Genomic DNA, 25,815 nt, shown 5'->3' with positions numbered 1-25,815 from the left:
ATCTTCCAGCGCAACACCCGCGCCTCCGGCGTCATCCCGCAGATCAGCGTGATGCTCGGCCCGTGCGCGGGCGGCGCGGCCTACTCACCGGCCCTCACCGACTTCGTCTTCATGGTCCGCGACATCTCCCAGATGTTCATCACCGGCCCCGACGTCGTGCGAGCCGTGACCGGCGAGGAGATCAGCCAGAACGACCTGGGCGGCGCCGACGTGCACGCCACCACCTCCGGGGTCGCCCACTTCGCCTACGACGACGTCCGCAGCTGCCTGGAGGACGTACGCCACCTGCTGTCGCTGCTGCCGTCCAACAACCGCGAACTGCCGCCCACGGCCCGGACCGGCGACCCGGCGGAGCGGCGCACGGACCCGCTGCTCGCTCTCGTCCCCGAGGACCCGAGCCGGGTCTACGACATCCGGACCGTCATCGAGGAGATCGTCGACGACGGCGAGTACTTCGAGGTGCAGCCGGGCTGGGCCACCAACATGGTGTGCGCGCTGTCCCGGCTGGACGGCGAGGTCGTCGGCCTCGTCGCCAACCAGCCCGCCTCCTTCGCCGGCGTCCTGGACATCGACGCCAGTGAAAAGGCCGCGCGGTTCGTGCAGTTCTGCGACGCCTTCAACATCCCGCTTGTCACCCTCATCGACGTGCCCGGCTTCCTGCCCGGCGTGGACCAGGAGCACAGCGGCATCATCCGGCGCGGCGCCAAACTGCTGTACGCCTACTGCAACGCCACCGTGCCGCGCGTCTCCCTGGTCCTGCGCAAGGCGTACGGCGGCGCCTACATCGTGATGGACTCCCGATCCATCGGCACCGACCTGGCGCTGGCCTGGCCGTCCAACGAGATCGCCGTCATGGGCGCGGAGGGCGCGGCCAACGTCATCTTCCGCCGGGAGATCGCCGCCTCCGACGATCCCGACGCCACCCGGGCGCAGAAGATCAAGGAGTACCAGGCGGAGCTGATGCACCCGTACTACGCGGCCGAACGCGGCCTGGTGGACGACGTCATCGACCCGCGGGACACCCGCCGGGCGCTGGTACGGGCGCTGGCGATGCTGCGCAGCAAGCAGGCCGACATGCCGTGCCGCAAGCACGGCAACCCGCCGCAGTGAGCGGGACCGACGGCGAGCGGGACGCGCTGGTCATCCGCGTCGTCAGGGGACGGGCCACGGCCGCCGACATCGCCGCCCTGACCAGCGTCCTCCTCGCCCGAGCAGCCGCCCTCACCCCACCCGACCCCACCCCCCGAACCCGCCCCACAGCCCCCTGGCGCCCCCCACCCCCCAAAAACCCCCGCCCCTGGACCACCTGACCCCGAGGGGCGCGGGGCACTGCGCGACAGGCCGCACCCCCACCCACCCTTGAGGGGCGCGGGGAACGGCGCGACAAGCCACAGCAAACCGGCACGGGCAGACAACGCGCACCCCCACCCACCCTCCGGGGGCGCGGGGAACGGCGCGACAAGCCACAGCAAACCGGCACGGGCAGACAACGCGCACCCCCACCCACCTTCCAGGGGCGCGGGGAACGGCGCGAGAAGCCACAACGAACCCGCACGTTCAAATCACCCGCACCCCCACCCCCAGGGGCGCGGGGAACTGCGCGACCGGCCACAACCAACCCGCACCCGCCGAACAACCGCCCCCGAGGGCCCCAGCAACGGAGTTGCCATGACCGCCCCACCCCTGGCCCCCGCAAACCAAGACCTCACCGCCCTGCGCCAGCAGCTCCGCACGCTCACCGACCGCGCCGACCTCACCGCCCTGGTCGACCGCTACGTCATCCTCCTCGACACCCAGGACGAGCACGGCTTCGACGACACCTGGACCCGCACGGTCTTCACCGAGGACTGCCGGCTCGAGTTCCCCGTCGGAAGGGCGTCCGGCCTCGACGGGCTCGCCGCCTTCCACCTGGAGAAGAAGTCCCGCTTTGCCCGCACCCACCACCTCGCCTCCACCCACGGCATCCACCTGGACGGCGACACGGCCCGGCTGCGCGTCCACCTGGTCGCCTCGCACGTGCACCACGACGACGGCCCGGACCCCGGCGGCCGCTTCGACATCGGCGGCCACAGCGAGGGCGAGGCCGTCCGCACGCCCGACGGGTGGCGGCTGCGCCGCTGGACGTTCCACCTCGTCTGGTCGGCCGGAGCCGGACCCCGGCCGGGCCCCGCGCCGAGCGCCCTGCGCGCCTCCCAGCCGCAGCCGCGCGGTTGACCGAGGGCCGCCGGCCCATCCGCCCCGAAGGGAGAGACCCCGTGTCAGCGATACCCACCACCCCCCAGGCCATGGAGACGTTCCTCTGCCGCAACCTGGCCTCCTACCTCGACATCCCCCCGGCGCACCGCATCCACCGCGACCGGCCCCTGTACAGCCAGGGCGTCGACTCGCTCACCGCGCTGGCCCTCCAGCGCAGGCTGGAACACGCCCTGCGCATCCCCGTCCCGGCGAGCTACCTGCTGCGGGAGAACTCGGTCAGTGAACTGGCCGCCGTACTGGCCGATCTGGCGTGTCGCGCCACCGCGTCACCTGGGGGCGAGGCGGCCGCCGCCTGAGCGGAATGTCCGAATCCTCTTGCTTTCGCACGCGTGTTTGTGGACAGTGGTGCCGCGCCACCATGACCGGGCCGGCGAAAGGCTGTCGTTGAGACTGTCGTTGGGACCGACACGGATCCTCGTTGCGGGCGGGAGCGGCTTCGTCGGCTCCCACGTGGTGCCCCTGCTGCGGGCGGCCGCGGCGGACGCGCCGCAGGACATCGCCGTACGCCTGCTCACCCACCGCAGGCCGCCCCCCGGCACGGCGGCGGGCGAGGTGGAGGCGGTGCACGGCGACCTCGCCGAGCCCGCCACCCTGCGCGGCGTGTGCGACGGCGTCACCACCGTCCTGCACCTCGCGGCCCGGATCGGTGGCGGTGAGGAGGACTGCCGGGCGGTGAACCACGAGGGCACCCGCGCCCTCCTCGCCGAGGCCCGGCGGGCCGGCGTCCGCCGCTTCGTGCAGCTCGGCACCGCCGCGGTCTACGGCGACGGCCCGCACAGCGGCGAGTCCGAGGGCCGGCTGCCGGAGACGCCCGTCTCCGCGACCAGCGTCACCCGGCTCGCCGGCGAACGGCTCGTGCTGGCCGCCGGCGGGACGGTGGTGCGTCCCTACCTCGTCTACGGCGAGGGCGACACCTGGTTCGTCCCCGCACTGGTCAGACTGCTCGGCCGCCTGCCGCACTGGGTCGACGAGGGCGCCGCCCGGCTGTCCCTGATCTCCGCGCCTGCCCTGGCGGGCGTCCTCGCGGAACTGGCCTTCGCCGCGCCCCCGCCCGCCGGCCGCGTCCTGCACGCCGCCCACCCGCGACCGGTGTCGGTCCGGGAGCTGGTGACCACGGTCTGCGGCGCCCTGGACCTGCCGCTGCCGACCGGCACGATGACCGGCCGTGAGGCGCTGTCCCACCTCGACGCGACCGCCGATCCCGTCTTCCGGCGCCACCTGGCGCTGATAGCGGTGGACCGCTGGTACGCCACGAGCCACCTCTGGTCCCTGCTCTCCCGGCCCCCCGGCCCCGCTTTCCCCCAGGACTTCACCCACCACACCCCGTGGTACCGCACGTCCCTCCTGGAACAACTCCCCAAAGCCACATAGCAGCAACACCCCCAGTCCCCCGAGCAACCGAGCACCCGCCCTCAACCGGGGCCACCCCTCAGGCACCCCCAGGGGCACGAGGAACCGCGCACCCAGTCCTCAGCCGGGGGCACTCCTCAAGGCACCTTCAGGGGCGCGAGGAACCGCGCACCCAGCCTCAACCGGGGGCACCCCCCAGCCCCCCAGGGGCGCGAGGAACCGCGCACCCGGCCTCAACCGGGGGCACCCCTCAAGGCACCTTCAGGGGCGCGAGGAACCGCGCACCCCGCCCTCAGCCGGGGGCACTCCTCAAGGCACCTTCAGGGGCGCGAGGAACCGCGCACCCAGCCTCAACCGGGGGCACCCGGGGGGCACCCCTCAAGGCACCTTCAGGGGCGCGAGGAACCGCGCACCCAGCCTCAACCGGGGGCACCCCCCAGGCCCCCAGGGGCGCGGGGAACTGCGCGAAACCCCGACGGGCGTCCACCCACCAGACACCCCCGACGGCATCACCCACCCCACCCCACGCCCTCGGCAAGGTCACAGCACCCCCCGCACCCCCCGCACCAACGCCTGCGCCCGCAAATCCGCCGTCACGCTCCTGCGGAACCCGTTCGTCACATAGCCGAAGGCGATGCCCGACTCCGGGTCGGCGAAGCCGAGGGCCCCGCCGCGGCCGGGATGGCCGAAGGAGCCGGGGGAGAGCAGCGGCGAGGCGGCCTCGTGCAGCATGAACCCCTGGCCGAAGCGCGTGTTGACGACCAGTACCCGGTCCGGTCCCGCGGACCGCTCGGCCCGGGCCCGCTCTCGCGTCTCGGGCGTGAACAGCCGTACCCCGCCGTCGACTTCGCCGATGAGGGAGGCGTAGAAGCGGGCCAGTCCGTCCGCCGTGGCGATGCCGTTGGAGGCGGGCAGGACGGCCGCGCGGTAGCCGGGGTCGTTCTCGTCCGGCAGCGGGGTGATCGCGGCGAAGGCGCGCCGGGTGAGGGACTCCGGGTCGGCGTACGCCTCGGCGACCGCCCGCTTGGGCCGGGTCCGCAGCCCGCCGGCCGGCTCCGGCGGCTCGGTCTCCGCCACCCTTCCCGCCCGGGGGCGTTCACCGTCCGGCAGCCCGAGCCACAGGTCCGCTCCGACCGGTCCGGCGATCTCGTCCGCGATCCACGCCCCGATCGAGCGGCCGGTGACCCGCCGGACCAGCTCGCCGGTTAGCCAGCTGTAGGTCTGCGCGTGGTAGCCGTGGTCCGTGCCCGGCTCCCAGACGGGCGCCTGGGCGGCGACGGCGGCGGCGCCGAGCACGGGGTCGGCGGCCTGCGCGGGCGTCAGCGGCCGGTCGAGGACCGGTACGCCCGCGCGGTGCGCGAGCAGGTGCCACACCAGGGTGCGGTCCTTGCCCGCCGCCTTGTACTCGGGCCAGTACGCGCCGACCGGCGCGTCCAGGTCGAGCTCCCCGCGCTGCCACAGCAGCAGGAGTACGGCCGCGGCGACGCCCTTGGTCGCCGAGCGCACGATCTGCGCGGTGTCCCGCTCCCAGGGCGCCGAGCCGTCCACGTCCCGGGTGCCGCCCCACAGGTCGACGACCTTGTGCCCGTCCCGGTAGACGGCGACGGCCGCCCCCCGGTCCCCGAGCGTCGCGAAGTTCGCCGCGAACGCCTCCCGGACCGGTTCGAAGCCCTCGGCCACCACGCCGTTCACGTCCACGTCCGCACTCCCTGTCCGCTCACCTTCGACAGGTGGTGCAACCTGCGGGCCCAGCCTGCGATTCCGATCTCCCTAGCCCAGCAGAATCGTTACATCGATGTTCCCGCGGGTCGCGTTCGAGTACGGGCACACCTCGTGGGCCGCGTCCACCAGCTTCGCCGCGATCCCCGCGTCGAGGACCGGGAGCGAGACGCTGAGCGCGACCGCGAGGCCGTAACCCCGCTGCTTGTTGGGGCCGAGACCGACCTTCGCGGCGACCGTGGAGCCGGTCAGGTCCAGGCCCTCGCGGCGGCCCACCAGGACCAGCGCGTTGTGGAAGCAGGAGCTGTAACCGGCCGCGAACAGCTGCTCGGGGTTGGTGCCGTTGCCGTCGCCGCCCAGTGCCGGCGGCATCGCGACCTTCAGCTGGAGCTGCCCGTCCTGACTGGTGACGTAGCCGTCCCGGCCGCCGTGCGCGGTCGCCTCGGCGACGTACACGATCTTGGACGGGCGGGTGTCCACAGCGGTGTCGTCAGTCATGACCGGCCTCCCCCAGAAACAGTGCGCACAAAAGCATCGTGCACAAGGTACTGGTTGGTAGGTCGCGTGTCCCCATCAGGGGTGGCCACCACGGACCGCGTGAGATCAGCGGGCGCGCTCCGCCGCCGCCCCCGCCCGCTCCGCGAGCCGCCACAGCTCCGCCCGCAACCGCGTGACCTCCGCGTCGGCGAGTTCCGTTGCCGTCAGCAGGGCGCCGGGCACCCGCGCCGCGCGCTCCCTCAGCTCCTCCGCGCGCCCCGTGCACGCGACCAGCACCGACCGCTCGTCGTGGGCCGCGCGCTCCCGCCGTACGAGACCCGCGTGCTCCAGTCGCTTCAGCAGCGGCGACACCGTGCCGTAGTCGAGCCGCAGCGCCGCCGCCAGCTCCTTGACCGGGCACTCACCGCGCTCCCACAGCACCAGCAGCACCAGGTACTGCGGGTAGGTGATGCCGAGTTCGTCGAGCAGCGGGCGGTAGGCGGCCGTCACCGCGCGCTGGGCGGCATACAGCGCGAAGCACAGCTGGTCGTCGAGGAGCGGCGACGGCCCTTGTCCGGTGGTCTCCGCGTTCGTCACCCGCCCATTGTCACGGACGGCCGTCGCCCGCCGCCGCGGAACGCGGATCGAAACCGAACGGCAGCTCCAGCCGGTGGGCGCGCATCAGCCCGTCGTCGGAGAGCAGTTCGGCCGTCTTCCCGTCGGCCGCGATGGTGCCGTCGCTCAGGATCAGCGCGCGGGGGCACAGCTCAAGCGCGTACGGCAGGTCGTGGGTGACCATCAGCACCGTCACGTCCAACGACCGCAGAATGTCGGCCAGTTCGCGGCGGGAGGCCGGGTCGAGGTTGGAGGACGGCTCGTCCAGCACGAGGATCTCCGGCTCCATGGCGAGCACGGTCGCCACCGCCACCCGCCGCCGCTGCCCGAAGGACAGGTGGTGCGGCGGCCGGTCCTTGAACTCCGCCATGCCGACCTGGGCGAGAGCCCGGTCCACCCGCGCCTCCAGCTCCGGCCCCCGCAGTCCGGCCGCCGCCGGCCCGAACGCCACGTCCTCCCGCACGCTCGGCATGAAGAGCTGGTCGTCCGGGTCCTGGAAGACGATGCCGACCTTCCGCCGGATCTCCGCCATGTGCCGTGCGCCGACGGGCAGTCCGGCGACGCGCACCGTGCCCGTGCCGCCGCTCAGGATGCCGTTGAGATGCAGCACGAGGGTCGTCTTGCCGGCGCCGTTGGGCCCGAGCAGCGCGACCCGTTCGCCGCGCGCGACGGTGAAGTCCACGCCGAACAGGGCCTGATGGCCGTCGGGGTAGGCGAACGCGAGGCCGGAGACCTCCAGGGAAGCAGTCACAGGGCCCATCCCAGCAGACAGACGACGAGGGCGGCGAACGGGAGGGTGAGGGCGTACGACCACTGCGCCCGGGACGCGGTCACCTCGTCGATGACCGGCATCGAACCGGCGTAGCCGCGGCTGACCATGGCCAGGTGCACGCGCTCGCCGCGTTCGTAGGAGCGGATGAACAGGGCGCCCGCCGACTTGGCGAGGACCCCCCAGTGCCGTACGCCCCGCGCCTCGAAGCCGCGCGACTCCCGGGCGATCCGCATCCGGCGCATCTCGTCGGTGATGACGTCGCCGTAGCGGATCATGAAGGACGCGATCTGCACCAGCAGCGGTGGCAGCCTCAGTCGTTGCAGGCCCAGGAGCAGTTCGCGCAGTTCCGTGGTGGAGGCGAGGAGCACGGACGCGGCGACACCGAGCGTGCCCTTGGCGAGCACGTTCCAGGCACCCCACAGGCCGTTGACACTCAGCGACATCCCCAGCACCGACACCCGCTCGCCCTCCGCGACGAACGGCATCAGGACGGCGAACGCCACGAACGGCACCTCGATCAGCAGCCGCTTCAGCAGGAAGCCCGCGGGCACCCGGGCCGCGCGCGCCACCACCGCGAGCAGGACGGCGTACAGCCCGAACGCCCACATCACCTCGCGCGGCGTGGACACCACGACCACCACGAACGCGAAGGTGGCGGCGAGCTTGGTGTGCGGCGGCAGCCCGTGCACCGGCGAGTGCCCGTGCCGGTAGAGCCGGTGTGCGTGCCCCGCGCCCACGTCAGAGACCCGTGCCCACGGGCGAGGCGTCCTGGCTACGGCGCCTGCGCAGCGCCCAGAACACGGCGCTGCCCCCGGCCACGGTGACGCCGACGCCGATCACGCCCGCGAGACCGCCGGAGAGGCGGGCGTCGGTGACGTCCCGGACGCCGTAGCCGGCGAGCGGGGAGTCCGACGAGGCGTGCTTCTCCACCCTGCGGTCGATGCCCTTGTCGGTGGCGACCTTCTCCAGTCCGTCCGGGCTGGCGGAGGCGTAGAAGCTCACGAACCCCGCGAGGAGGAGCGAGGTGACCAGGCCGGCCGCCCACACCCCGCGGTGGGAGCGGGCGGCGACGGGCACGGGCGTGGCGTCCGGTACGTCGACGAGTTCGCCGTCGACCCGCAGCTTCAGCTTCCGCTGGAGCCCGCGGGCCCCGTACACCAGGTCCGGGCGGACGGCGACGACGGCGCCGACGGTCAGCGCGGTGATCGTCGCCTCGCCGAGGCCGATGAGCACGTGCACGCCGATCATGGCGGTCGCGACCTTGCCGATCGAGACGTCGGTGGTGCCGCCGACGGCGTAGATGAGGGTGAAGGCGACGGCCGCGGCCGGCACGGACAGCAGCGCGGCGACGAAGGAGGCCGTGGTGATCGAGCGACGCGTGCGCGGCAGCACCTTCACCAGGCCGCGGAAGACCGCGTAGGCGACCACCGTCGTGACGATCGCCATGTCCGTGATGTTCACGCCGAGTGCCGTCAGGCCGCCGTCGGCGAAGAGGATGCCCTGCATCAGCAGGACCACGGAGACGCACAGGACCCCGGTGAAGGGGCCGACGAGTATCGCGGCGAGCGCGCCGCCGAGCAGATGCCCGCTGGTCCCCGCCGCGACGGGGAAGTTCAGCATCTGCACGGCGAAGATGAAGGCCGCCACCAGGCCGGCCAACGGCGCGGTGCGCTCGTCGAGTTCGCGGCGGGCGCCGCGCAGGCTCACGGCGACGGCGGTCGCCGCGACGACCCCGGTCGCGGCGGAGATGGGCGCGTTGATGAATCCGTCAGGCACATGCACCGTTCGATGATAGTGGCTTGTTGCGAACTCCTTGCAAGAGCGAGGGGGTCGTTCGTGCGTGCGGAATCCGCCGCCACGAGGGGCGGGATCCGGAGAATATGCGACATTGGAGAGGAAGCGGATGCACAGCATCCGCACAGGTCACCCAGTGTGAAGGGGCCGTCCGATGTCCGTAGTCGAGCAGTACGCGCGCGCACACATCGTCACCACCGACGCGGACATCCCCGAGGACGAACACGAGGCCGCCGTTCCCGTCGTCCTGCGCTACGACCCCGACGCCGATCCCCGCTCGGTGCGCGTCGGGCTCCCCGGCACCCACGAGTGGACCCTCTCCCGGTCACTCCTCGAACAGGGACTGCGCGCCCCGGCCGGCAGCGGCGAGGTCCGCGTGTGGCCCTGCGGACGCGTGCAGGCCGTCGTCGAGTTCCACTCGGCGCACGGTGTCTCGGTCGTGCAGTTCGAGTCGAAGACCCTCGTCCGCTTCCTGCGCCGCACCTACACGGCGGCCGACCACCGGGTCGCCGGCTAGACCGTGTCCCCCGAGCTCGTCCGCCCGCCCGGGGACGGTCAGCCGCCCGCCTTCAGCAGCGCCGCCACGATCGGGCCCGCGGTGTCGCCGCCGTGCCCGCCCGCCTGGACCACGCCCGCGGCCGCCAGGTCACCCCGGTACGCGGTGAACCAGCCGTTCGGCTTCTTCTGGCCGTCGACCTCCGCGGAGCCCGTCTTCGCGCCGTAGTCCGGGCCGAGGCCCGACATCGCCTCGGCCGCCGTGCCGTACGCGGCCGTGTACCGCATGACGTCCTTCAGCTCCGCCTGCGTCGTCGACGACATCGTGCGCGAGGCCTTCGCGACCGTGCGGCCGTCCACCGCCGGGGACACCAGGTAGGGCTGGTGGAAGACGCCCGTCCGGACCGTCGACGCCACCGACGCCATGTTCAGCGGGTTCATGCGCACCCCGCCCTGCCCGATCAGCGAGGCACCCATCTGCGCGCCGCTCTGCACGGGGACGGAACCGTCGAACGTCGGGACGCCGATGGCCCAGTTGTTGAGGCCGAGGCCGTATACCTGCTGGGCCTCCTTCGTCAGGTCGCTGTCGGACAGCTTCGGCGCGAAGTTGATGAAGGCGTTGTTGCAGGAGGCGCCGAAACTCATCTTGAACGTGCCGTGCTTGATCTCGGAGTCGGCGTCGTTGTGGAACGTCCAGCCCGCCAGCTTGTACGTCTTGGGGCAGGGATGCGAGGCGTCCGGGCTGGTCAGCTCCTTCTCGAACAGCATCGTGGACGTCACGATCTTCATCGTGGAGCCGGGCGCGAGGGAGCCCTGGAAAGCCGTGTTGAAGCCGTGGGAGGTGTTCGCGACGGCCAGGATCTCGCCCGTCGACGGCCGCATCAGCACCACCGAGGCCCGCTTCTGTCCGGCCACCTGCCGCTCGGCCGCCGCCTGAAGGGCCGGGCTGAGCGTGGTCTTCACCTCGCCCGGCGTGCCCTTGCTGAGTTCGAGGAGCGTCTTGTCGGACGACTTGGCCGACTTCGACGAGGTGCCCCGCACGACCCGGAGCTCCACGCCCGCCTTGCCGCCGGCCGTCTTGCCGAACTTCTCCCGCAGCCCGTCGAGGACGGTGCCCAGCGACGGGTACTTCGCCGCGGTGATCTTCCCGCCGTCCCGGTCGAGCGCCGTGACGGGTGGCGTCCCCGACTCACCGGTGACCAGGGTGTCGCCGTCCTCCAGGTCGGGATGCACGACGGCGGAGTGCCAGTCCACGACCGGCCTGCCGTCCTTCGCCCGCCGTACGACCGTCAGCGCGCTGTCGTACGCCAGCGGCTTGGACGTGCCCTTGTACGACACCGTCGCCTTCACCGAGAAGGGCACCCTGGCGCCGCTGCGGGTGCCCTCGGTCAGGGTGACGTCCTTGACGCGGGCGTCCTTGGCGTAGCCGGTGAGCAGGGCGGCCGCCGCCCTGCTGTCGTCGGTGGCGGCCGCCGCCCGGGTGACCTTCCCCTGCTGCCAGGCCGTCAGGAAGGCCGCGGCGGTGGTGTGCACCTCGGTCGCCGACAGCGGCCCGGTCTTCACGTCCTTCGCCCGCTGGGCGGCGGACGGGGAGCCCTCGTCGGCCGCCGCCCCGCCGCCGTACAGGGCGTAGGCGCCGAAACCGGCGCCGCCCACGACCACGGCGATCATCCCACCGACCACGGCGGGTCTCGTCCGCCGCCGCTCGGCGACACGCCTTCTCTTGCCCACAGCCTTCGATCCTCCGCGAAATCCTCGGTCCGCGGGCCCTGGCGGCCCGGCCCTCGTCGCCTTCACACGAACCGACGACGACGCCCACACTAGAGTCCCGTCCTGTGCGGGGTGCGTCAGCCTCCGGCTCGTAGCACGGCTGCGACAATCGGGCCGGCCGCGTCGCCGCCGTGTCCGCCCTCCTCGGTCATGGCCGCCGCCGCGACGTCGTCGCGGAAACCGGTGAACCAGCTGTTGGACACGGCCTGTCCGTCGACCTCGGCGGACCCCGTCTTCGCCCCGATGTCCCCGCCGAGCCCCGACATGGCCGGCCGGGCGGTGCCCTGGGTCGCGGTCAGCCGCATCATCTGCTTGAGCTGCGAGGCCGTCGCGGCCGGCAGGCCCTTGGCGGTCGCCAGGCTCCGGTCGTCCAGCCGCGCCGGCACCAGGTAGGGCTGGCGGAAGGACCCGGTGATCGCGGTCGCCGTCACCGACGCCATGTTCAGCGGGCTCATCTGGACCTGGCCCTGGCCGATGGCGTTGGCCGCGCGGTCGGGGCCGCCCGAGGCGGGGACACTGCCGTCGAAGGAGACGATGCCGGTCTTCCAGTTGTCCATGCCGAGCCCGAAACGCGTCTGCGCCTCCGTCGTCAGGGACTCGTCGGTCAGCGGCTTCTCGTCGATCAGCTTCACGAAGGCCGTGTTGCAGGAGCGCAGGAAGCTGTTGGCGAGCGTGGCGCTCTCGTTGGGCTGCATGCCCGTGAGGTTCTTGAAGGTCTGGCTCTGCCAGGTGGCGGTGTCCGTGCAGGGTGCGGGCCCGTTCATCGAGGTCACGCCGTTGTCGATGAGCATCGCCGCGGTGATGATCTTCATGGTGGAGCCGGGCGCGACCCGTCCCTCGAAGGCCGCGTTGAAGCCGTCCGTGCGGTTGTTGGCCACCGCCAGCACCTCGCCGGTGCTGGGCTTGACGGCCACCACCGACGACTGGGCGTACCGCTTCACCGCCTGCTCGGCCGCCGCCTGCGCGCTCGCGCCGATCGTCGTCGTCAGCCGGCCCGCCCGGCCCTTGGCGAGGGTCAGCAGCGAGGTGTCGGCGGCGCCTTCGGCCTCGTGCCGGACCGACAGCTCGATGCCGGGCGTACCGCCGGCCTTGTCGCCGTACTTGGCCCGCAGGGCGTCCAGGACGGGGCCGAGCGAAGGGTACTTCGCCTTGGTCAGCACGTTCCCGTCGCGGTCCACCGCCTCGATCGGCGGGTTGGCGGCCTCGCCGGTGTAGAGCGTGTCGCCCTTCTTCAGCTCGGGATGCACGACCGACGGCTTCCAGTCGACCAGCGCCCGCCCGGTGCTCACCCCGCGCACGACGGTCAGTTCGCTCTTGTACGCCAGCGGCTTGGACCTGCCCTGGTACGACACCGTCGCCCGCACCGAGAACGGCACGGTCGCCCCGGTCGCCGCACCGGGTGTGATCTTCACGTGCGTGATGTGCGCGGCGCCGCCGTAGGACTCCAGCAGCGGTTCGGCCGCCGCGTCGTTGTTGGTGTACGTCGCCGCGGTCGCCGCCCGCCCCTTCTCCCAGGCGGTGAGGAACGCGGACGCCGTCTTCCCGACCTCGTCCTTGTCCGGCGGCCCGGTCTTGACGGCGGCCGGCCCGCCCGCGCCCGACCCCCCGTCCCCGTCCAGCGCGGACACCAGGTTGAACGCCCCGTATCCGGCTCCTCCCACCATCACGGCGAACACGCTGCCGACGACGGCCGCCTTGACCCCCTTGCGCATGGTGCGGTCCCCTCCCCGTTTTCCAGTGCTTCGACTGTATGGGGCGGGAGGGGAGGCTGTGAGGCGAGTTTCCGTATGTTGGCCGAAGAGAGATCACCCGCGACCGGGCGGCCGCGCAGGGTGGGCCCGCCCCGGTCGCGGGTGCCACGTACGTGAACAATGGTCATCTCTCGGGACGTCCATCGTTCACGTACGGATCAGCCGGCCATGACGCTGCCGAACTCCGGGTAGCCGCTGGTGGAGACACCGACCGTGGAGGGCCCGAAGGTGACGACCCCGTGGGTGCCGATCGCGGTGCCGTCGGAGAGGAGCCCGACGACGTTGCCGTTCCAGTCGTTCTCGCCGTTGGCGCCGATGCTCAGGTCGGCCTTCTTGTCGCCGTCGACGTCGGAGAGGAAGACCTCGCCGCCGAAGAAGTCGGACTTCTCGTTGCCGCCCGGTATGCCGGCGGTGTCCTGGTGGAAGTACTGGCTGGGCGGGTACGACGCGGACACCGAGTACAGCACCAACGTGCTCATCTACGCCTCGCCCACCGGCACCAAGCTGGAGGACGGCTCCCAGGAGGACCTGGCGGCCGGCATGATCAGCGCCACGGGCGACCTGAGCGGCGACGGCAAGGACGACATCGTGATCGGGGAGACCTGGGACGACGGGATCCCGGGCGCCGTCAAGGGCGGCAAGATCGCCGTCATCTACGGCAACGACTACAGCTCCTACCAGGTCCACTCCTTCGGCCAGGACACCGCGGGCGTGCCCAGCGCCGCCGAGAACGGCGACCGCTTCGGCTGGGAGGTCTCCGTGACGACATCGACGGGGACGGCTACGCCGACGTCGCGGTCGGCGCGCCCGGCGAGAACCTGACCACCGCCGGCGCCTCCGTGACCGATGCCGGCGCGGTCACCGTCCTGTACGGCTCCGCCTCCGGTCTCACCACCGCCGGCCGAAATCCCGGGAACACGAAGCCCCGGGACCCGGCCTCCCGGGGTGGCGGACCTGAAATCCCCGGCCCGGGTCAGACCCAGGTGTCCAGCCACATCCGCGAGCGCCATTCGTCGATGGGGATCGCCTGGCCCGTGTACAGGGGCCAGAAGTAGATGAAGTTCCAGGCGATCAGCAGGGTCAGGACGCCCGCGCCCGTCGCGCCCGCGACCCGGCGGGCGTCGCTCGCACCCGGTGGGCCGATGATCGCGCCGAGGAGCATCGCGACCGCCAGGCACAGGAACGGCACGAACACGACGGCGTAGAACAGGAAGATCGTGCGCTCCTGGTACATGAACCAGGGGAGGTAGCCGGCCGCGACGGCGCAGGCGACGGCGCCCGCCCGCCAGTCGCGGCGGAACAGCCAGCGCCACAGGACGTACAGGAGCGCGAAGCAGCCCACCCACCACAGCAGCGGGGTGCCGATCGCGAGGACTTCGCGGGCGCACTTGCCGCCGGCGTCGGTGGGGCAGCCGTCCGTGCCGGGCAGGGGGGACTCGTAGAAGTAGGACACCGGGCGGCCCAGGACGAGCCAGCTCCACGGGTTGGACTGGTAGGTGTGCGGCGAGGAGAGGCCGACGTGGAACTCGTACACCTCGTGCTCGTAGTGCCACAGGCTGCGCCACCAGTCGGGGAACAGCCAGGTCCAGCTGCCGCCCTTCCCGTCGGTCGCCGCCCAGTTGCGGTAGTAGCCGCCGCTGCCGTCGGTGGGGGAGAGGATCCAGCCGGTCCAGGACACCAGGTAGGTGACGATCGCGACCGGGACCGTCGCCAGGAAGGTGATGCCCACGTCGTGTTTCAGCGCCGCGCGGTACGGGCGGCCCGCGCCCGCGACCTTGCGGGAGCCGATGTCCCACAGCACCGCCATCACGCAGAACGCGGCGAGGATGTAGAGGCCGTTCCACTTGGTGCCGATGGCCAGGCCCAGCATGAGGCCCGCCAGCCAGCGCCAGGGGCGCCATCCCAGGCGGGTCGTCTCCGCGATGTGCGCGTCGGGGCGGACCCGGCCGTCGGCGTCGGCCGGCAGGGCGGCGGCGAGTCTCGCGCGCGCCTTGTCCCGGTCGACCACCAGGCAGCCGAACGCGGCCAGCACGAAGAACATCAGCACGCCGTCGAGGAGCGCGGTGCGGCTCATCACGAAGTGCAGCCCGTCGACCGCCATCAGAGCGCCCGCGAGGCAGCCGAGGAAGGTGGAGCGGAACAGCCGGCGGCCGATGCGGCACAGCAGCAGCACGGACAGCGTGCCGAGCAGCGCGGTCATGAAGCGCCAGCCGAACGGGTCGAAGCCGAACAGCAGCTCGCCGAGCCCGATGACGTACTTGCCGACCGGCGGATGCACCACGTACGCCGCGTCCGAGGGGATCGTGATGTGCGAACCGGTGGACAGGACGACGTCGTTGGCGTTCTTGTCCCAGTTGACCTCGAAACCGCGGTGGATCAGCGCCCAGGCGTCCTTGGCGTAGTACGTCTCGTCGAATATCACCGCCTTCGGGCTGCCCAGGTGCCAGAACCGCAGCGCTCCCGCGAGCAGCGTGACCAGCAGCGGGCCGCCCCAGCCGGACCAGCGGGTGAGGCGGGTGGCGAGGGTGGGCGGCACCCCCAGGACCTGCCACAGGCGCGGGTTGGGCCGGGCGTACGGCGGCACCAGGCGGTCGCGGACGTCGGTTGCGGGCGCGGGGCTGTAGCCGAAACGGCGCAGCCGCTGCTGCCACGACGGCCGCTGGTCGGTCGCTGCCTGGCCCTGCCGGGTGTCCGTGGAGGACGCGGTACTGGTCACCGCGCCATCGTAGGGAAACGTTCTGTGGGAGTCCCGTGCATGGCGGTACCGGTGCGGATGCGTCGGCCGCCGACGGCCCCTGGGAGGATGGGGAGGTGACCACTACGCCCGGAACCCTCGTCCTCGCCGGCACCCCCATCGGCGACGTCTCCGACGCCCCGCCACGGCTCGCCGAGGAACTGGCCGGCGCCGACGTCGTCGCCGCCGAGGACACCCGGCGGCTGCGGCGGCTGACCCAGGCCCTCGGGGTCACGCCCAAGGGGCGCGTGCTGTCGTACTTCGAGGGCAACGAGACCGCCCGGACGCCCGAACTGGTCGCGGAACTGCTGGGCGGCGCGCGGGTGCTGCTGGTCACCGACGCCGGCATGCCCTCCGTGTCCGACCCCGGGTACCGGCTGGTCGCGGCGGCCGTCGAGCAGGACATCCGGGTCACCGCCGTACCAGGTCCGTCCGCCGTGCTCACCGCGCTCGCGCTGTCCGGGCTGCCCGTCGACCGCTTCTGCTTCGAGGGGTTCCTGCCGCGCAAGGCGGGCGAGCGGCTGTCGCGGCTGCGGGAGGTCGCCGACGAGCGCCGGACGCTGGTCTACTTCGAGGCCCCGCACCGGCTCGACGACACCCTCGCCGCCATGGCCGAGGTGTTCGGCGCGGACCGCCGGGCGGCCGTCTGCCGGGAGCTGACCAAGACCTACGAGGAGGTCAGGCGCGGCGGGCTGGGCGAGCTGGCGGCCTGGGCCGCGGAGGGCGTACGGGGCGAGATCACCGTGGTCGTGGAGGGCGCCCCCGAGAAGGCCGCCGGGGAACTCGACGCCGCCGAGCTGGTGCGCCGGGTGCGGGTGCGCGAGGAGGCGGGGGAGCGGCGCAAGGAGGCCATCGCCGCCGTGGCCGCCGACGCGGGACTGCCCAAGCGGGAGGTGTTCGACGCCGTGGTCGCCGCGAAGAACGCCGCCGGGCGCACAGCGGTGTGAGAGGGCGGTGTCCGGGGTGCTGGTGGCCGCGGGGGCGGCCGTCGGGCGCACGGGGTGTGAATCAGCGCACATGCCCTCTGAGCAGGGCGCATCTCGCGTGAGCGGGCGCCCCACGGCACGGCAAAGGGCTGTCGCCGAAGGCAAAGCGCAGACCCCCTGAGCGGGCCCCTTGGGCAAGCCGACGCCAAATCGCCTCCAACACTCGACAGGGCTGATGCGTTCGCGCCGGCTGAAGCGTCCACTGGACGAAGGGACGCACCCGTCCCCAGGTCCAGCGGACTGAAGGAGCTGGCATGAGCGAGATCGCAGGGCAGGCCGGAACGCGCGGCACGTCGAGCCCGGTCGTCCACGAGTCGTATTCCTTCGCCTGCATGCGCTGTGGGCACGGCTGGGAGCAGTCGTACGAGATCGAGCACCACCGGGACACCGACGGGCACGAGTTCGTGATGTACGTGGCGGAGGGCCGGGTCGTCCCGTCCCCGCTGAGCCGGCCCTCGTGCAAGAACTGCGACGGCCATGTGCTGCGGATCATGCGGGCCGGGCAGGTGTCGTCCGCCCTCGGCGCGGTGCAGCGGCAGCAGCAGATCCCCCGCCGCCGTCCCGCCGACGCGCCGCCCGCCGGCCCGGTGGAGGTCCCGGCGGCCGAGGGCGAGGCGGCGCCGCCGCCGCACGAGCAGCACCACTGGCACCTGTCCGACCTGCTGCACCCCTTTCACCGCAAGGCGAGCTGAGCGCACCGCCGTCCACCCGGGCGTGCCCCTTTCGTAGGATCGGGGCATGCCTTCGAACGCCCCCCGCGCAACCGGCGCCGCCGACAAGAACGCGGCGCCGCCGCTTCCGGAGCCCCTCCGGGTGCCGGTCGCCGACTCCCACACCCACCTCGACATGCAGTCCGGCACGGTGGACGAGGGCCTCGCGAAGGCCGCGTCGGTGGGCGTGACCACGGTCGTCCAGGTCGGCTGCGACGTGCGCGGCTCCCGGTGGGCGGCCGAGACGGCGGCCCGCCACGAATCCGTCCACGCCACGGTCGCCCTGCACCCCAACGAGGCCCCGCGGATCGTCCACGGCGATCCCGACGGGTGGTCCCGGCAGGGCGCGCGCACCCCGGGCGGGGACGCCGGGCTCGACGAGGCGCTCGCCGAGATCGACCGGCTGGCCGCGCTGCCCCAGGTCAAGGGCGTCGGTGAGACGGGCCTGGACCACTTCCGCACCGGGCCGGAGGGCAAGGAGGCGCAGGAGCGGTCCTTCCGCGCCCACATCGAGATGGCCAAGCGGCACGGCAAGGCCCTGGTCATCCACGACCGCGACGCCCACGCCGACGTGCTGCGCGTCCTCAAGGAGGAGGGCGCCCCCGAACGCACGGTGTTCCACTGCTACTCCGGGGACGCCGAGATGGCGGAGATCTGCGCCGCCGCCGGATACTTCATGTCCTTCGCCGGCAACGTCACCTTCAAGAACGCCCAGAACCTGCGGGACGCCCTCGCCGCCGCCCCGCTGGAGCTGGTCCTGGTGGAGACCGACGCGCCGTTCCTGACGCCGGCGCCGTACCGCGGACGGCCCAACGCCCCCTACCTGGTCCCGGTCACGGTGCGTGCCATGGCCGCCGTGCGGGGCATCGACGAGGACGCGCTCGCCACCGCCCTCGCCGCGAACACGGCCCGCGCCTTCGGCTACTGAGGGGCGCCGGGCGGTCCGCGTCCCGCCCGGCGGACACCCTCCGTGGTCGCGTCGCTTTGGAGAGTGACCGCCGCTCCGCTAGGTTCTGGGGGCCCGATCCGGACCCATTCGGCCCTCTGGAGCGTGTCGGCGTGAGCAACTCGCAGTACGAGACCATCGAGACCTACCGGACGCCCGAGCCGTACGGCACCGACTGGAGCCCCGGGATCCCCGCCCCGAGCTGCGGCGCGGAGGCCGCCGCGGGACCGTACGACACCGTCGAGCTGCCGCCGTACGACGGGCCGCACGACACCTCGTACGACGGCTTCGACGTGCACAGCGCGCCGACGCTGGCCTACGGGGTGCGCGAGGCGCAGCGGCCGCCGCGGCCACCCGAGGCGTACGGGCCCTCCGGCACCCGGGCGTACGGGGACACCTACCGGCCCGCGTACGAGGTGCCCGCGCCCGCCTCGCGCGCCGGTGTGAGCCGGGGGTCCGGGCGGCGGCGCAAAGCACGGTACGCGGAGCGCGTGGACGGGCCGATGCGGCGTCTGCTGCCGCAGGCGCTGGTCGTCGCCTTCCTCGCGGGCGGCACCACCGCCTTCGTCGCCGAGGACAAGGCCGTCGAACTGAGCGTCGACGGCAGACCGCGCACCCTGCACACCTTCGCCGACGACGTGGGCGAACTCCTCGCCGACGAGGGCGTCGCCGTGGGACCGCACGACGTGGTGGTGCCCGCCCCCGGCACCGCCCTCGACGACGGCGACGACGTCACCGTGCACTACGGCCGTCCCGTCCGGCTCACCCTCGACGGGCGGCAGCACGAGGTGTGGACCACCGCGCCCACCGTCGAGGAGGCGCTGCGGCAGCTCGGCGTGCGCGCGGACGGCGCCTACCTGTCCGCCTCGCGCTCGCGGACCATCGGACGCGTGGGGCTCGCCCTCGACGTACGCACCGAACGCTCGGTCACGATCATGGCGGACGGCCGGGCCCGCGCCGTCCGCACCAATGCGGCGACCGTCGGCGAGGCGATCGCGGAGGCCGGCATCACCCTGCGCGGCCAGGACACCACCTCGGTGCCGGCCGACAGTTTCCCGCGCGACGGGCAGACCGTCACCGTGCTGCGCATCACCGGCTCGAAGGAGGTCCGCGAGGAGGCGGTCCCCTTCCAGGTCCGGCGCACCGAGGACCCCTCCCTGCTCCGCGGCACCGAGGTCGTCGAGCGGGCCGGACAGCCGGGCCTGCGCCGGATCACGTACGCCCTGCGGACCGTCAACGGGGTCCGGGAGAAGCCGCGCCGGCTGCGCACCGACCTGGTGCGCGAGCCGCGCGCGCAGGTGGTCCGGGTGGGCACCCGGCCGCTGCCGACGTCCGTGCGGGGCGCTGACCACCTGGACTGGCGCGGCCTCGCGGCCTGCGAGTCCGGCGGCCGCCCCGACGCGGTGGACGCCTCGGGGACCTACGGCGGCCTCTACCAGTTCGACACCCGGACCTGGCACGACCTCGGTGGCAGCGGCCGCCCGCAGGACGCGCCGGCCGCGGAGCAGACCCTGCGGGCCAAGAAGCTGTACGTACGGCAAGGGGCGGGTCCCTGGCCGCACTGCGGGGCACGGCTGCACGGGTGAGGCGGCCCGGCCGGGGCCCCGTACCCTGGTGCGGTGAGCAGCAGCCCCGCCCCCGACGCCCTTCTGAGCCCCGCCGACGTCCGTGAACTGGCGGCCGCCCTCGGCGTACGCCCCACCAAGCAGCGCGGCCAGAACTTCGTGATCGACGCCAACACCGTCCGCCGTATCGTCCGCACCGCGCAGGTCCGGCCCGACGACGTGGTCGTCGAGGTCGGACCCGGACTCGGCTCCCTCACGCTGGCCCTGCTGGAGGCCGCCGACCGGGTCGTCGCGGTCGAGATCGACGACGTGCTCGCCGGGGCGCTGCCCGCGACCGTCGAGGCACGGATGCCGGAGCGCGCCGACCGGTTCGCGCTGGTGCACTCCGACGCGATGCTCGTCACCGAACTGCCGGGCCCCGCGCCGACCGCGCTGGTCGCCAACCTGCCGTACAACGTCGCCGTACCCGTGCTGCTGCACATGCTCGCCACCTTCCCGAGCATCGAGCGCACCCTCGTGATGGTGCAGGCCGAGGTCGCCGACCGGCTCGCGGCCCCGCCCGGCTCGAAGGTGTACGGCGTCCCCTCCGTGAAGGCCAACTGGTACGCCGACGTCAAACGGGCCGGCTCCATCGGACGCACCGTCTTCTGGCCCGCGCCCAACGTCGACAGCGGACTCGTCGCCCTGGTCCGCCGCAGCGAGCCGGTCAGGACGACGGCGTCGCGGCGGGAGGTGTTCGCGGTGGTCGACGCGGCGTTCGCGCAGCGCCGCAAGACGCTGCGGGCCGCGCTCGCCGGGTGGGCCGGGTCCGCGCCCGCCGCGGAGGCGGCCCTCGTCGCGGCCGGCGTGTCACCGCAGGCCCGCGGAGAGTCCCTGACCGTCGAGGAGTTCGCCCGGATCGCGGAACACGGGCAACCGACCGGGAGCACCCGCGGCGCGCACAACGAGGAGTCCGGTCAGCTGTGAGCGTGACGGTACGCGTGCCCGCCAAGGTCAACGCGCAGCTCGCGGTGGGCGCCGCCCGGCCCGACGGCTTCCACGACCTGGCCAATGTGTTCCTCGCCGTCGGCCTCTACGACGAGGTCACCGTGACCCCGGCCGACACCCTGCGCGTGACCTGCGCCGGGCCGGACGCCGACCAGGTCCCCCTCGACCGGACGAACCTCGCGGCCCGCGCCGCCGAGGCCCTCGCCGCGCGGTACGGCCTGAGCCCCGACGTGCACCTCCACATCGACAAGGACATCCCGGTCGCCGGCGGCATGGCGGGCGGCAGCGCGGACGGCGCCGGCGCGCTGGTGGCCTGCGACGCGCTGTGGGGCACCCACGCCTCCCGTGAGGAACTCCTTGAGATCTGCGCCGAGTTGGGCAGCGACGTGCCGTTCAGCCTGGTGGGCGGGGCGGCCCTCGGCATCGGCCGGGGGGAGCGGCTCACCCCGCTGGAGACCGGCGGGGACTTCCACTGGGTGTTCGCGATGGCCGGGCGCGGACTGTCGACACCGGCCGTGTTCCGCGAGTTCGACCGGCTCGGCGCGGGCCTGGACATCCCCGGGCCCGTCGCCTCCCGCGACCTCCTCGACGCCCTGGCCAAGGGCGACCCGGACGCCCTGGCCGCCGCCGTCTCCAACGACCTCCAGCCCGCGGCCCTGTCCCTGTTCCCCGAACTCGCCGAGACCCTCGCCGCCGGCCGCGCCGCCGGAGCCCTCGCCGCCCTGGTCTCCGGCTCGGGCCCGACCACCGCCTTCCTCGTCCGCGACGCGGGGTCGGCGTCGAAGGTGGCGCGGGCCCTGCGCACGTCCGGAACGTGCCGGACCGTGCGCACCGCCTCGGGACCGGCCCCGGGCGCGACGGTGCTCGGCGACCAGGACACCGCCCCCACCCCCTGACCTGCCGGGGGACCGGCCACCGACCGGCGCGCATTACGCTGGGAGGCTGATCGATCCCCCCTGTCAGGAGAGTAATGGCCGTCAACCTGGTCAATGTCGAGAACGTCAGCAAGGTGTACGGCACTCGTGCCCTCCTCGACGGCGTGTCCCTCGGCGTCTCCGAAGGGGACCGCATCGGTGTCGTGGGCCGGAACGGGGACGGCAAGACGACCCTGATCCGCATGCTCGCCAAGCTGGAGGAGTCCGACACCGGGCGGGTCACCCACTCCGGCGGCCTGCGCCTGGGCGTCCTCACCCAGCACGACTCCCTCGACCCGACGGCCACCGTCCGGCACGAGGTCATCCGGGACATGGCCGACCACGAGTGGGCCGGGAACGCGAAGATCAGGGACGTGCTCACCGGCCTCTTCGGCGGCCTTGACCTGCCCGGGTTCCCGCAGGGCCTGGACACCGTCATCGCCCCCCTCTCCGGCGGCGAGCGGCGCCGTATCGCGCTCGCCAAGCTGCTCATCGAGGAGCAGGACCTGATCGTCCTGGACGAGCCGACCAACCACCTCGACGTCGAGGGCATCTCCTGGCTGGCGCGGCACCTGCGCGAGCGGCGCTCCGCGCTCGTCTGCGTGACCCACGACCGCTGGTTCCTCGACCAGGTCTGCACCCGCATGTGGGACGTCCAGCGCGGTGACGTCTTCGAGTACGAGGGCGGCTACTCCGACTACGTCTTCGCACGCGCCGAGCGTGAGCGGATCGCCGCCACCGAGGAGGTCAAGCGGCAGAACCTGGTTCGCAAGGAGCTCGCCTGGCTGCGCCGCGGCGCCCCCGCCCGCACCTCCAAGCCCCGCTTCCGGGTGGAGGCCGCCAACGAGCTGATCAAGGACGTGCCACCGCCCCGGGACACCAGCGAGCTGATGAAGTTCGCCTCCTCCCGGCTCGGCAAGACGGTCTTCGACCTGAAGGACGTCACCGTCCAGGCCGGCCCCAAGGTCCTGCTGAAGCACGTCACCTGGCAGCTGGGCCCCGGCGACCGGATCGGCCTGGTCGGTGTCAACGGGGCCGGCAAGACCTCCCTGCTGCGGGCCATGGCCGAGGCGGCCCGCACCGAGGGCGAGGTGCAGCCCGTCGCGGGGCGGGTCGCCGTCGGCCGGACGGTCAAGCTCGCCTACCTCTCCCAGGAGGTCGCCGAACTGGAGCCCACGCTGCGGGTGTTGGAGGCCGTCCAGCAGGTACGGGAGCGCGTCGACCTCGGCACGGGGCGCGAGATGACGGCCGGCCAGCTGTGCGAGACGTTCGGGTTCAACAAGGAGAAGCAGTGGACGCCCGTCGGCGACCTGTCCGGTGGTGAGCGGCGCCGGCTCCAGCTGCTGCGGCTGCTGATGGACGAACCCAACGTCCTCTTCCTCGACGAGCCCACCAACGACCTCGACATCGAGACCCTCACCCAGCTGGAGGACGTCCTCGACGGCTGGCCGGGGTCGATGATCGTCATCTCCCACGACCGGTTCTTCGTCGAGCGGACCACCGACCGGGTCTTCGCCCTCCTCGGTGACGCCACCCTGCGGATGCTCCCGCGCGGCATCGACGAGTACCTGGAGCGCCGCCGCCGCATGGAGGAGGCCGCCGCGGCCTCCGCCTCCGCGGGCGCGTCCGCCGCCGCCGCGCAGAAGGCGGGGCCCGAGCGCAGCGCCGCCGACCAGCGCGCCGCCAAGAAGGAACTCCAGAAGATCGAGCGGCAGTTGGACAAGCTCTCCGAGCGGGAGGCCACACTGCACGCGCGGATCGCCGAGCACTCCACCGACTTCGCGAAGGTCGCCGAACTCGACGCGGAACTGCGGGATCTGGTGGGCCGGCGGGAGGAACTGGAGCTGAGCTGGCTGGAACTCGCCGAGGACGCGTGAGCGCGCACGACCGCGGAGCCCACGCGCCGCGCGCGCCGCGTGAAGGGGGCGTGAAGGCGGGTAACGAGGTCATCACGGGCCGGTTCTCCCTTGGGAACAGGGGAGGACGCGGCCCGGTGCGCTGTCCGCGCCGAGTGATACAAAGAGCCGTCTGACAACAGTCTGAGTACGACTCTGGGTCCTTCACGTACCTCGGGGCGTGGCGAGAAATCAGTGAACGAGGGGGAGCACGCTGATGAGTCAGCCGCCCGACCAGCCCGCGCAGCACGGTGGGTTCGGCCCGCCGCAGGACCAGCCGCCGTCCGCCGGCGGCTTCGGCCCACCGCCGCAGGAACCACAGGCCCCGGCCCCGCCACCCCCTCCGCAGGCGCCGCCCCAGGCCCCGCCCCCCGGTTACGGCCCGCCCCAGCAGCAGCCCGGCTACGGCTATCCGCAGCAGCAGCTCGGTTACGGCCATCCGCAGCAGCCGGGCCTCTACGCCCAGCCCGGTCCGTACGGCGCCCCCGGCACGCCCGGTGCCGCCGGCCCCTACGGCCCTCCCCAGCAGCCGGGGCCGTACGGACCGCAGGGTTACGGCCACCCGCCGCAGCCCCCGTTCCCCGGCGCACCCGGCACCCCGCCCCCGGGCGGCGGCTCCCGCGGCCCCTTCGGCGGCAGGCGAGGCGTAGTCATCGGGGCGGCGGTGGCGGCGCTGCTCGTCGTCGCCGGGACCGTGTGGGCCGTCAGCGGCGGGGACGGCGGCGGCGACAAGAAGCCGGTCGCGCAGCACACCGACGACGCCACGTCCTCCGCCTCCGCGACCGACGATCCGGCCAACCCCGGGGACGGCAGCGGCGACGGCGGCGCGGACCCCGAGAACCTCAACGAGGGCCGCAAGCCCGGCGAGGCGAAGGTCCTCTGGTACAAGGAGGCGCCCGACGCCCCCGGTTCCGGCGCCGACGCCCCCGGCATGTGGATCACCGGGAAGACCGCGGTGAAGGCCGCCTACAAGCAGGTCTTCGCCTACCGGGTGGGCAGCGGCGCGCCCGCCTGGGACCCGGTCACCTTCCCGCAGAAGATCTGCGCGGTCACCCCGCGGCAGACCGCCGACGACACGGTCGTCGTGGCGTACATGAGCGGCACCAGTGACCGTGCCAAGTGCAACCAGCTCCAGCAGATCGACCTCGACACCGGCAAGAAGGGCTGGAGCGCCGAGGTCGCGGACGGCGCGCTGTTCGACAGCGCGATCAGCGTCGAGCTGACGGTCAGCGGCAACACCCTGATGGTGGGCCGCTCGCAGTCCGGGACGGCGTACGACGTCACGACCGGCAAGAAGCTGTTCGACAAGAAGAAGTACGGGAACGCCTGCTTCCCGACCGCCTTCGCGGGCGGCGGCCGGCTCATCTCCGTCGCGTCCTGCGAGGCCTCGGCCCCCGGCGAGCACGACGAGATGCAGGAACTCGACCCGAGGACCGGCAAGGTCAGGTGGACGCGGAAGTTCGACAAGGGCTGGCGGGTCGCCCGCGCCTACTCCGTCGACCCGCTCGTCATCTACAGCACCAACGAGGACAAGAAGGCGTGGAACATCTCCACGTTCGACGACGACGGCACCTTCCGCTCCCAGGTGAGCTTCGACGAGGAGTTCGCCCCCGCGTGCGGACTGGCGATCCTGGAGCGTGACCTGACGGGCTGCCAGGGCGTGGCCGCCGACGCCGACACCCTCTACCTGCCCACCGAGGCCACCAGTGGCGCCAACGAGGTCGTCGCCGTCAACCTCGCCACCGGCAAGGAGAAGTGGCGCGTGAAGTCCCCGGCGGACGAGTCGATGCTGCCGGTGAGGATCGAGGGCGGCCGGCTCATCGCCTATGTGCAGCCGTCGTACGACGCGGGCGGGCAGGTCGTGTCGATCCCGACGGCCGGGAGCGGCCACACCCCGGTGAAGCTGCTGCAGAACCCGCAGGGCACCGCGGACATCGAGAACGGCTTCTACTCGAAGGCGTTCGACTGGGTCGACGGGCGGTTCTACCTCTCGACCACCCGGCTGACCGGCAACGACGAAGCGAAGGAGAAGTTGATGCTCGCCTTCGGCAAGTGACCCTTCCCCCCACGTCCCCGTCC

26 protein-coding genes are annotated in these 25,815 nt (G+C 72.9%); 16 read left to right on the top strand and 10 right to left on the bottom strand.

The window, feature by feature from the left end; all coding sequences use genetic code 11:
* The 5 genes from ABZT03_RS18790 to ABZT03_RS18770 all read left to right on the top strand — a co-directional run.
* A partial coding sequence (locus ABZT03_RS18790) for an acyl-CoA carboxylase subunit beta (RefSeq protein ID WP_356040636.1) occupies positions 1-1,110 on the top strand: 1,110 nt, incomplete at its 5' end.
* On the top strand, positions 1,107-1,310 hold the full coding sequence (locus tag ABZT03_RS18785; RefSeq protein WP_356040633.1) for an acyl-CoA carboxylase subunit epsilon: 204 nt from the start codon (positions 1,107-1,109) through the stop codon (positions 1,308-1,310). The genes ABZT03_RS18790 and ABZT03_RS18785, both read left to right, overlap by 4 nt.
* A gap of 358 nt (positions 1,311-1,668) precedes the next feature.
* Positions 1,669-2,214 carry a nuclear transport factor 2 family protein gene (locus tag ABZT03_RS18780; RefSeq protein WP_356040631.1) on the top strand — a complete coding sequence of 182 codons (546 nt, stop codon included), beginning with the start codon at positions 1,669-1,671 and terminating at the stop codon, positions 2,212-2,214.
* A gap of 41 nt (positions 2,215-2,255) precedes the next feature.
* Positions 2,256-2,552 carry an acyl carrier protein gene (locus tag ABZT03_RS18775; protein ID WP_356040628.1) on the top strand — a complete coding sequence of 99 codons (297 nt, stop codon included), beginning with the start codon at positions 2,256-2,258 and terminating at the stop codon, positions 2,550-2,552.
* 100 nt (positions 2,553-2,652) lie between these two features.
* Positions 2,653-3,627, top strand: coding sequence for an NAD(P)-dependent oxidoreductase (locus ABZT03_RS18770; protein WP_356040625.1), 975 nt, complete (start codon positions 2,653-2,655; stop codon positions 3,625-3,627).
* Positions 3,628-4,146: 519 nt separating this feature from the next.
* On the opposite strand, the gene ABZT03_RS18765 is transcribed toward ABZT03_RS18770, so the two are convergent.
* The 6 genes from ABZT03_RS18765 to ABZT03_RS18740 all read right to left on the bottom strand — a co-directional run bounded on the left by ABZT03_RS18765 (position 4,147) and on the right by ABZT03_RS18740 (position 8,971).
* On the bottom strand, positions 4,147-5,304 hold the full coding sequence (locus ABZT03_RS18765; RefSeq protein WP_356040623.1) for a serine hydrolase domain-containing protein: 1,158 nt from the start codon (positions 5,302-5,304) through the stop codon (positions 4,147-4,149).
* A gap of 72 nt (positions 5,305-5,376) precedes the next feature.
* Complete coding sequence (locus ABZT03_RS18760; protein WP_356040620.1) at positions 5,377-5,823, bottom strand: organic hydroperoxide resistance protein; 447 nt, start codon at positions 5,821-5,823, stop codon at positions 5,377-5,379.
* Positions 5,824-5,928: 105 nt separating this feature from the next.
* A complete protein-coding gene (locus ABZT03_RS18755) occupies positions 5,929-6,399 on the bottom strand; it encodes a MarR family transcriptional regulator (RefSeq protein ID WP_356040618.1) in 471 nt (156 codons plus the stop codon).
* Positions 6,400-6,409: 10 nt separating this feature from the next.
* The gene (locus ABZT03_RS18750; protein WP_356040615.1) at positions 6,410-7,177 is read right to left on the bottom strand and encodes an ABC transporter ATP-binding protein; all 768 of its coding nucleotides are present in this window, start codon (positions 7,175-7,177) and stop codon (positions 6,410-6,412) included.
* Positions 7,165-7,926 carry a cobalt ECF transporter T component CbiQ gene (gene cbiQ, locus ABZT03_RS18745; RefSeq protein ID WP_356040612.1) on the bottom strand — a complete coding sequence of 254 codons (762 nt, stop codon included), beginning with the start codon at positions 7,924-7,926 and terminating at the stop codon, positions 7,165-7,167. Before cbiQ ends, ABZT03_RS18750 begins: the two co-directional genes overlap by 13 nt.
* Before the next feature lies 1 nt (position 7,927).
* Entirely contained in the window at positions 7,928-8,971 is a 1,044-nt protein-coding gene (locus tag ABZT03_RS18740; protein ID WP_356040609.1) for an energy-coupling factor ABC transporter permease, read from the bottom strand.
* 166 nt (positions 8,972-9,137) lie between these two features.
* Between ABZT03_RS18740 and ABZT03_RS18735 the strand changes: the two genes are divergently transcribed.
* Positions 9,138-9,500, top strand: a complete 363-nt coding sequence (locus ABZT03_RS18735; protein ID WP_356040606.1) for an SsgA family sporulation/cell division regulator — start codon at positions 9,138-9,140, stop codon at positions 9,498-9,500.
* Between the two features lie 38 nt (positions 9,501-9,538).
* Here ABZT03_RS18735 and ABZT03_RS18730 read toward each other — a convergent pair whose 3' ends face one another.
* From ABZT03_RS18730 to ABZT03_RS18720, 3 genes are all read right to left on the bottom strand, one after another.
* Positions 9,539-11,209, bottom strand: a complete 1,671-nt coding sequence (locus ABZT03_RS18730) for a penicillin-binding transpeptidase domain-containing protein (RefSeq protein ID WP_356040603.1) — start codon at positions 11,207-11,209, stop codon at positions 9,539-9,541.
* A 116-nt stretch (positions 11,210-11,325) separates the two neighbouring features.
* Positions 11,326-12,960, bottom strand: a complete 1,635-nt coding sequence (locus ABZT03_RS18725; protein ID WP_356040600.1) for a penicillin-binding transpeptidase domain-containing protein — start codon at positions 12,958-12,960, stop codon at positions 11,326-11,328.
* Between the two features lie 197 nt (positions 12,961-13,157).
* Positions 13,158-13,478, bottom strand: a complete 321-nt coding sequence (locus tag ABZT03_RS18720; protein WP_356040597.1) for a hypothetical protein — start codon at positions 13,476-13,478, stop codon at positions 13,158-13,160.
* Here ABZT03_RS18720 and ABZT03_RS18715 point away from each other — a divergent pair.
* Together ABZT03_RS18715 and ABZT03_RS18710 are read left to right on the top strand one after the other, a co-directional pair.
* Positions 13,471-13,821 (top strand): FG-GAP repeat protein, encoded by a 351-nt coding sequence (locus ABZT03_RS18715; protein ID WP_356040595.1) that lies wholly within the window; start codon positions 13,471-13,473, stop codon positions 13,819-13,821. The two genes, ABZT03_RS18720 and ABZT03_RS18715, sit on opposite strands and share 8 nt — an antisense overlap.
* Entirely contained in the window at positions 13,746-14,054 is a 309-nt protein-coding gene (locus tag ABZT03_RS18710) for an FG-GAP repeat protein (protein WP_356040653.1), read from the top strand. The genes ABZT03_RS18715 and ABZT03_RS18710 overlap by 76 nt, the downstream gene beginning before the upstream one ends.
* On the opposite strand, the gene ABZT03_RS18705 is transcribed toward ABZT03_RS18710, so the two are convergent.
* On the bottom strand, positions 13,973-15,715 hold the full coding sequence (locus tag ABZT03_RS18705) for a phospholipid carrier-dependent glycosyltransferase (RefSeq protein ID WP_356040592.1): 1,743 nt from the start codon (positions 15,713-15,715) through the stop codon (positions 13,973-13,975). The genes ABZT03_RS18710 and ABZT03_RS18705 overlap by 82 nt on opposite strands.
* A 95-nt stretch (positions 15,716-15,810) precedes the next feature.
* Here ABZT03_RS18705 and rsmI point away from each other — a divergent pair, with 95 nt between their 5' ends.
* From rsmI to ABZT03_RS18665, 8 genes are all read left to right on the top strand, one after another.
* A complete protein-coding gene (gene rsmI / locus ABZT03_RS18700) occupies positions 15,811-16,680 on the top strand; it encodes a 16S rRNA (cytidine(1402)-2'-O)-methyltransferase (RefSeq protein ID WP_356040589.1) in 870 nt (289 codons plus the stop codon).
* A gap of 293 nt (positions 16,681-16,973) precedes the next feature.
* Positions 16,974-17,411: a hypothetical protein gene (locus ABZT03_RS18695; RefSeq protein ID WP_356040586.1), complete on the top strand. Its 438-nt coding sequence runs from the start codon at positions 16,974-16,976 to the stop codon at positions 17,409-17,411.
* Between the two features lie 46 nt (positions 17,412-17,457).
* The gene (locus ABZT03_RS18690; RefSeq protein WP_356040583.1) at positions 17,458-18,357 is read left to right on the top strand and encodes a TatD family hydrolase; all 900 of its coding nucleotides are present in this window, start codon (positions 17,458-17,460) and stop codon (positions 18,355-18,357) included.
* A 131-nt stretch (positions 18,358-18,488) separates the two neighbouring features.
* On the top strand, positions 18,489-19,961 hold the full coding sequence (locus ABZT03_RS18685) for a ubiquitin-like domain-containing protein (RefSeq protein WP_356040580.1): 1,473 nt from the start codon (positions 18,489-18,491) through the stop codon (positions 19,959-19,961).
* Between the two features lie 33 nt (positions 19,962-19,994).
* The gene (rsmA, locus tag ABZT03_RS18680; RefSeq protein WP_356040577.1) at positions 19,995-20,906 is read left to right on the top strand and encodes a 16S rRNA (adenine(1518)-N(6)/adenine(1519)-N(6))-dimethyltransferase RsmA; all 912 of its coding nucleotides are present in this window, start codon (positions 19,995-19,997) and stop codon (positions 20,904-20,906) included.
* Positions 20,903-21,823, top strand: coding sequence for a 4-(cytidine 5'-diphospho)-2-C-methyl-D-erythritol kinase (locus tag ABZT03_RS18675; RefSeq protein ID WP_356040574.1), 921 nt, complete (start codon positions 20,903-20,905; stop codon positions 21,821-21,823). The genes rsmA and ABZT03_RS18675 overlap by 4 nt, the downstream gene beginning before the upstream one ends.
* 74 nt (positions 21,824-21,897) lie before the next feature.
* Entirely contained in the window at positions 21,898-23,718 is a 1,821-nt protein-coding gene (locus tag ABZT03_RS18670; protein WP_356040570.1) for an ABC-F family ATP-binding cassette domain-containing protein, read from the top strand.
* Positions 23,719-23,953: 235 nt separating this feature from the next.
* A complete protein-coding gene (locus tag ABZT03_RS18665) occupies positions 23,954-25,792 on the top strand; it encodes a PQQ-binding-like beta-propeller repeat protein (RefSeq protein WP_356040568.1) in 1,839 nt (612 codons plus the stop codon).
* Positions 25,793-25,815 lie beyond the last annotated feature (23 nt).

It is taken from the genome of Streptomyces sp. NPDC005574 (genome assembly GCF_040605435.1).
Classification (GTDB): domain Bacteria; phylum Actinomycetota; class Actinomycetes; order Streptomycetales; family Streptomycetaceae; genus Streptomyces.
The sequence above is the reverse complement of the archived record's forward strand: the minus strand, read 5'-3'. Positions and strand labels throughout refer to the sequence as shown.

What these genes read in the sequence shown, in the direction of transcription:
- ABZT03_RS18665 (WP_356040568.1), top strand. Translation starts at nt 23,954, where the DNA reads ATGAGTCAGCCGCCCGACCAGCCCGCGCAGCACGGTGGGTTCGGCCCG.
- ABZT03_RS18720 (WP_356040597.1), bottom strand. Translation starts at nt 13,478, where the DNA reads ATGAGCACGTTGGTGCTGTACTCGGTGTCCGCGTCGTACCCGCCCAGC.
- ABZT03_RS18735 (WP_356040606.1), top strand. Translation starts at nt 9,138, where the DNA reads ATGTCCGTAGTCGAGCAGTACGCGCGCGCACACATCGTCACCACCGAC.
- ABZT03_RS18725 (WP_356040600.1), bottom strand. Translation starts at nt 12,960, where the DNA reads ATGCGCAAGGGGGTCAAGGCGGCCGTCGTCGGCAGCGTGTTCGCCGTG.
- ABZT03_RS18695 (WP_356040586.1), top strand. Translation starts at nt 16,974, where the DNA reads ATGAGCGAGATCGCAGGGCAGGCCGGAACGCGCGGCACGTCGAGCCCG.
- ABZT03_RS18690 (WP_356040583.1), top strand. Translation starts at nt 17,458, where the DNA reads ATGCCTTCGAACGCCCCCCGCGCAACCGGCGCCGCCGACAAGAACGCG.
- ABZT03_RS18670 (WP_356040570.1), top strand. Translation starts at nt 21,898, where the DNA reads ATGGCCGTCAACCTGGTCAATGTCGAGAACGTCAGCAAGGTGTACGGC.
- ABZT03_RS18760 (WP_356040620.1), bottom strand. Translation starts at nt 5,823, where the DNA reads ATGACTGACGACACCGCTGTGGACACCCGCCCGTCCAAGATCGTGTAC.
- ABZT03_RS18780 (WP_356040631.1), top strand. Translation starts at nt 1,669, where the DNA reads ATGACCGCCCCACCCCTGGCCCCCGCAAACCAAGACCTCACCGCCCTG.
- ABZT03_RS18750 (WP_356040615.1), bottom strand. Translation starts at nt 7,177, where the DNA reads ATGGGCCCTGTGACTGCTTCCCTGGAGGTCTCCGGCCTCGCGTTCGCC.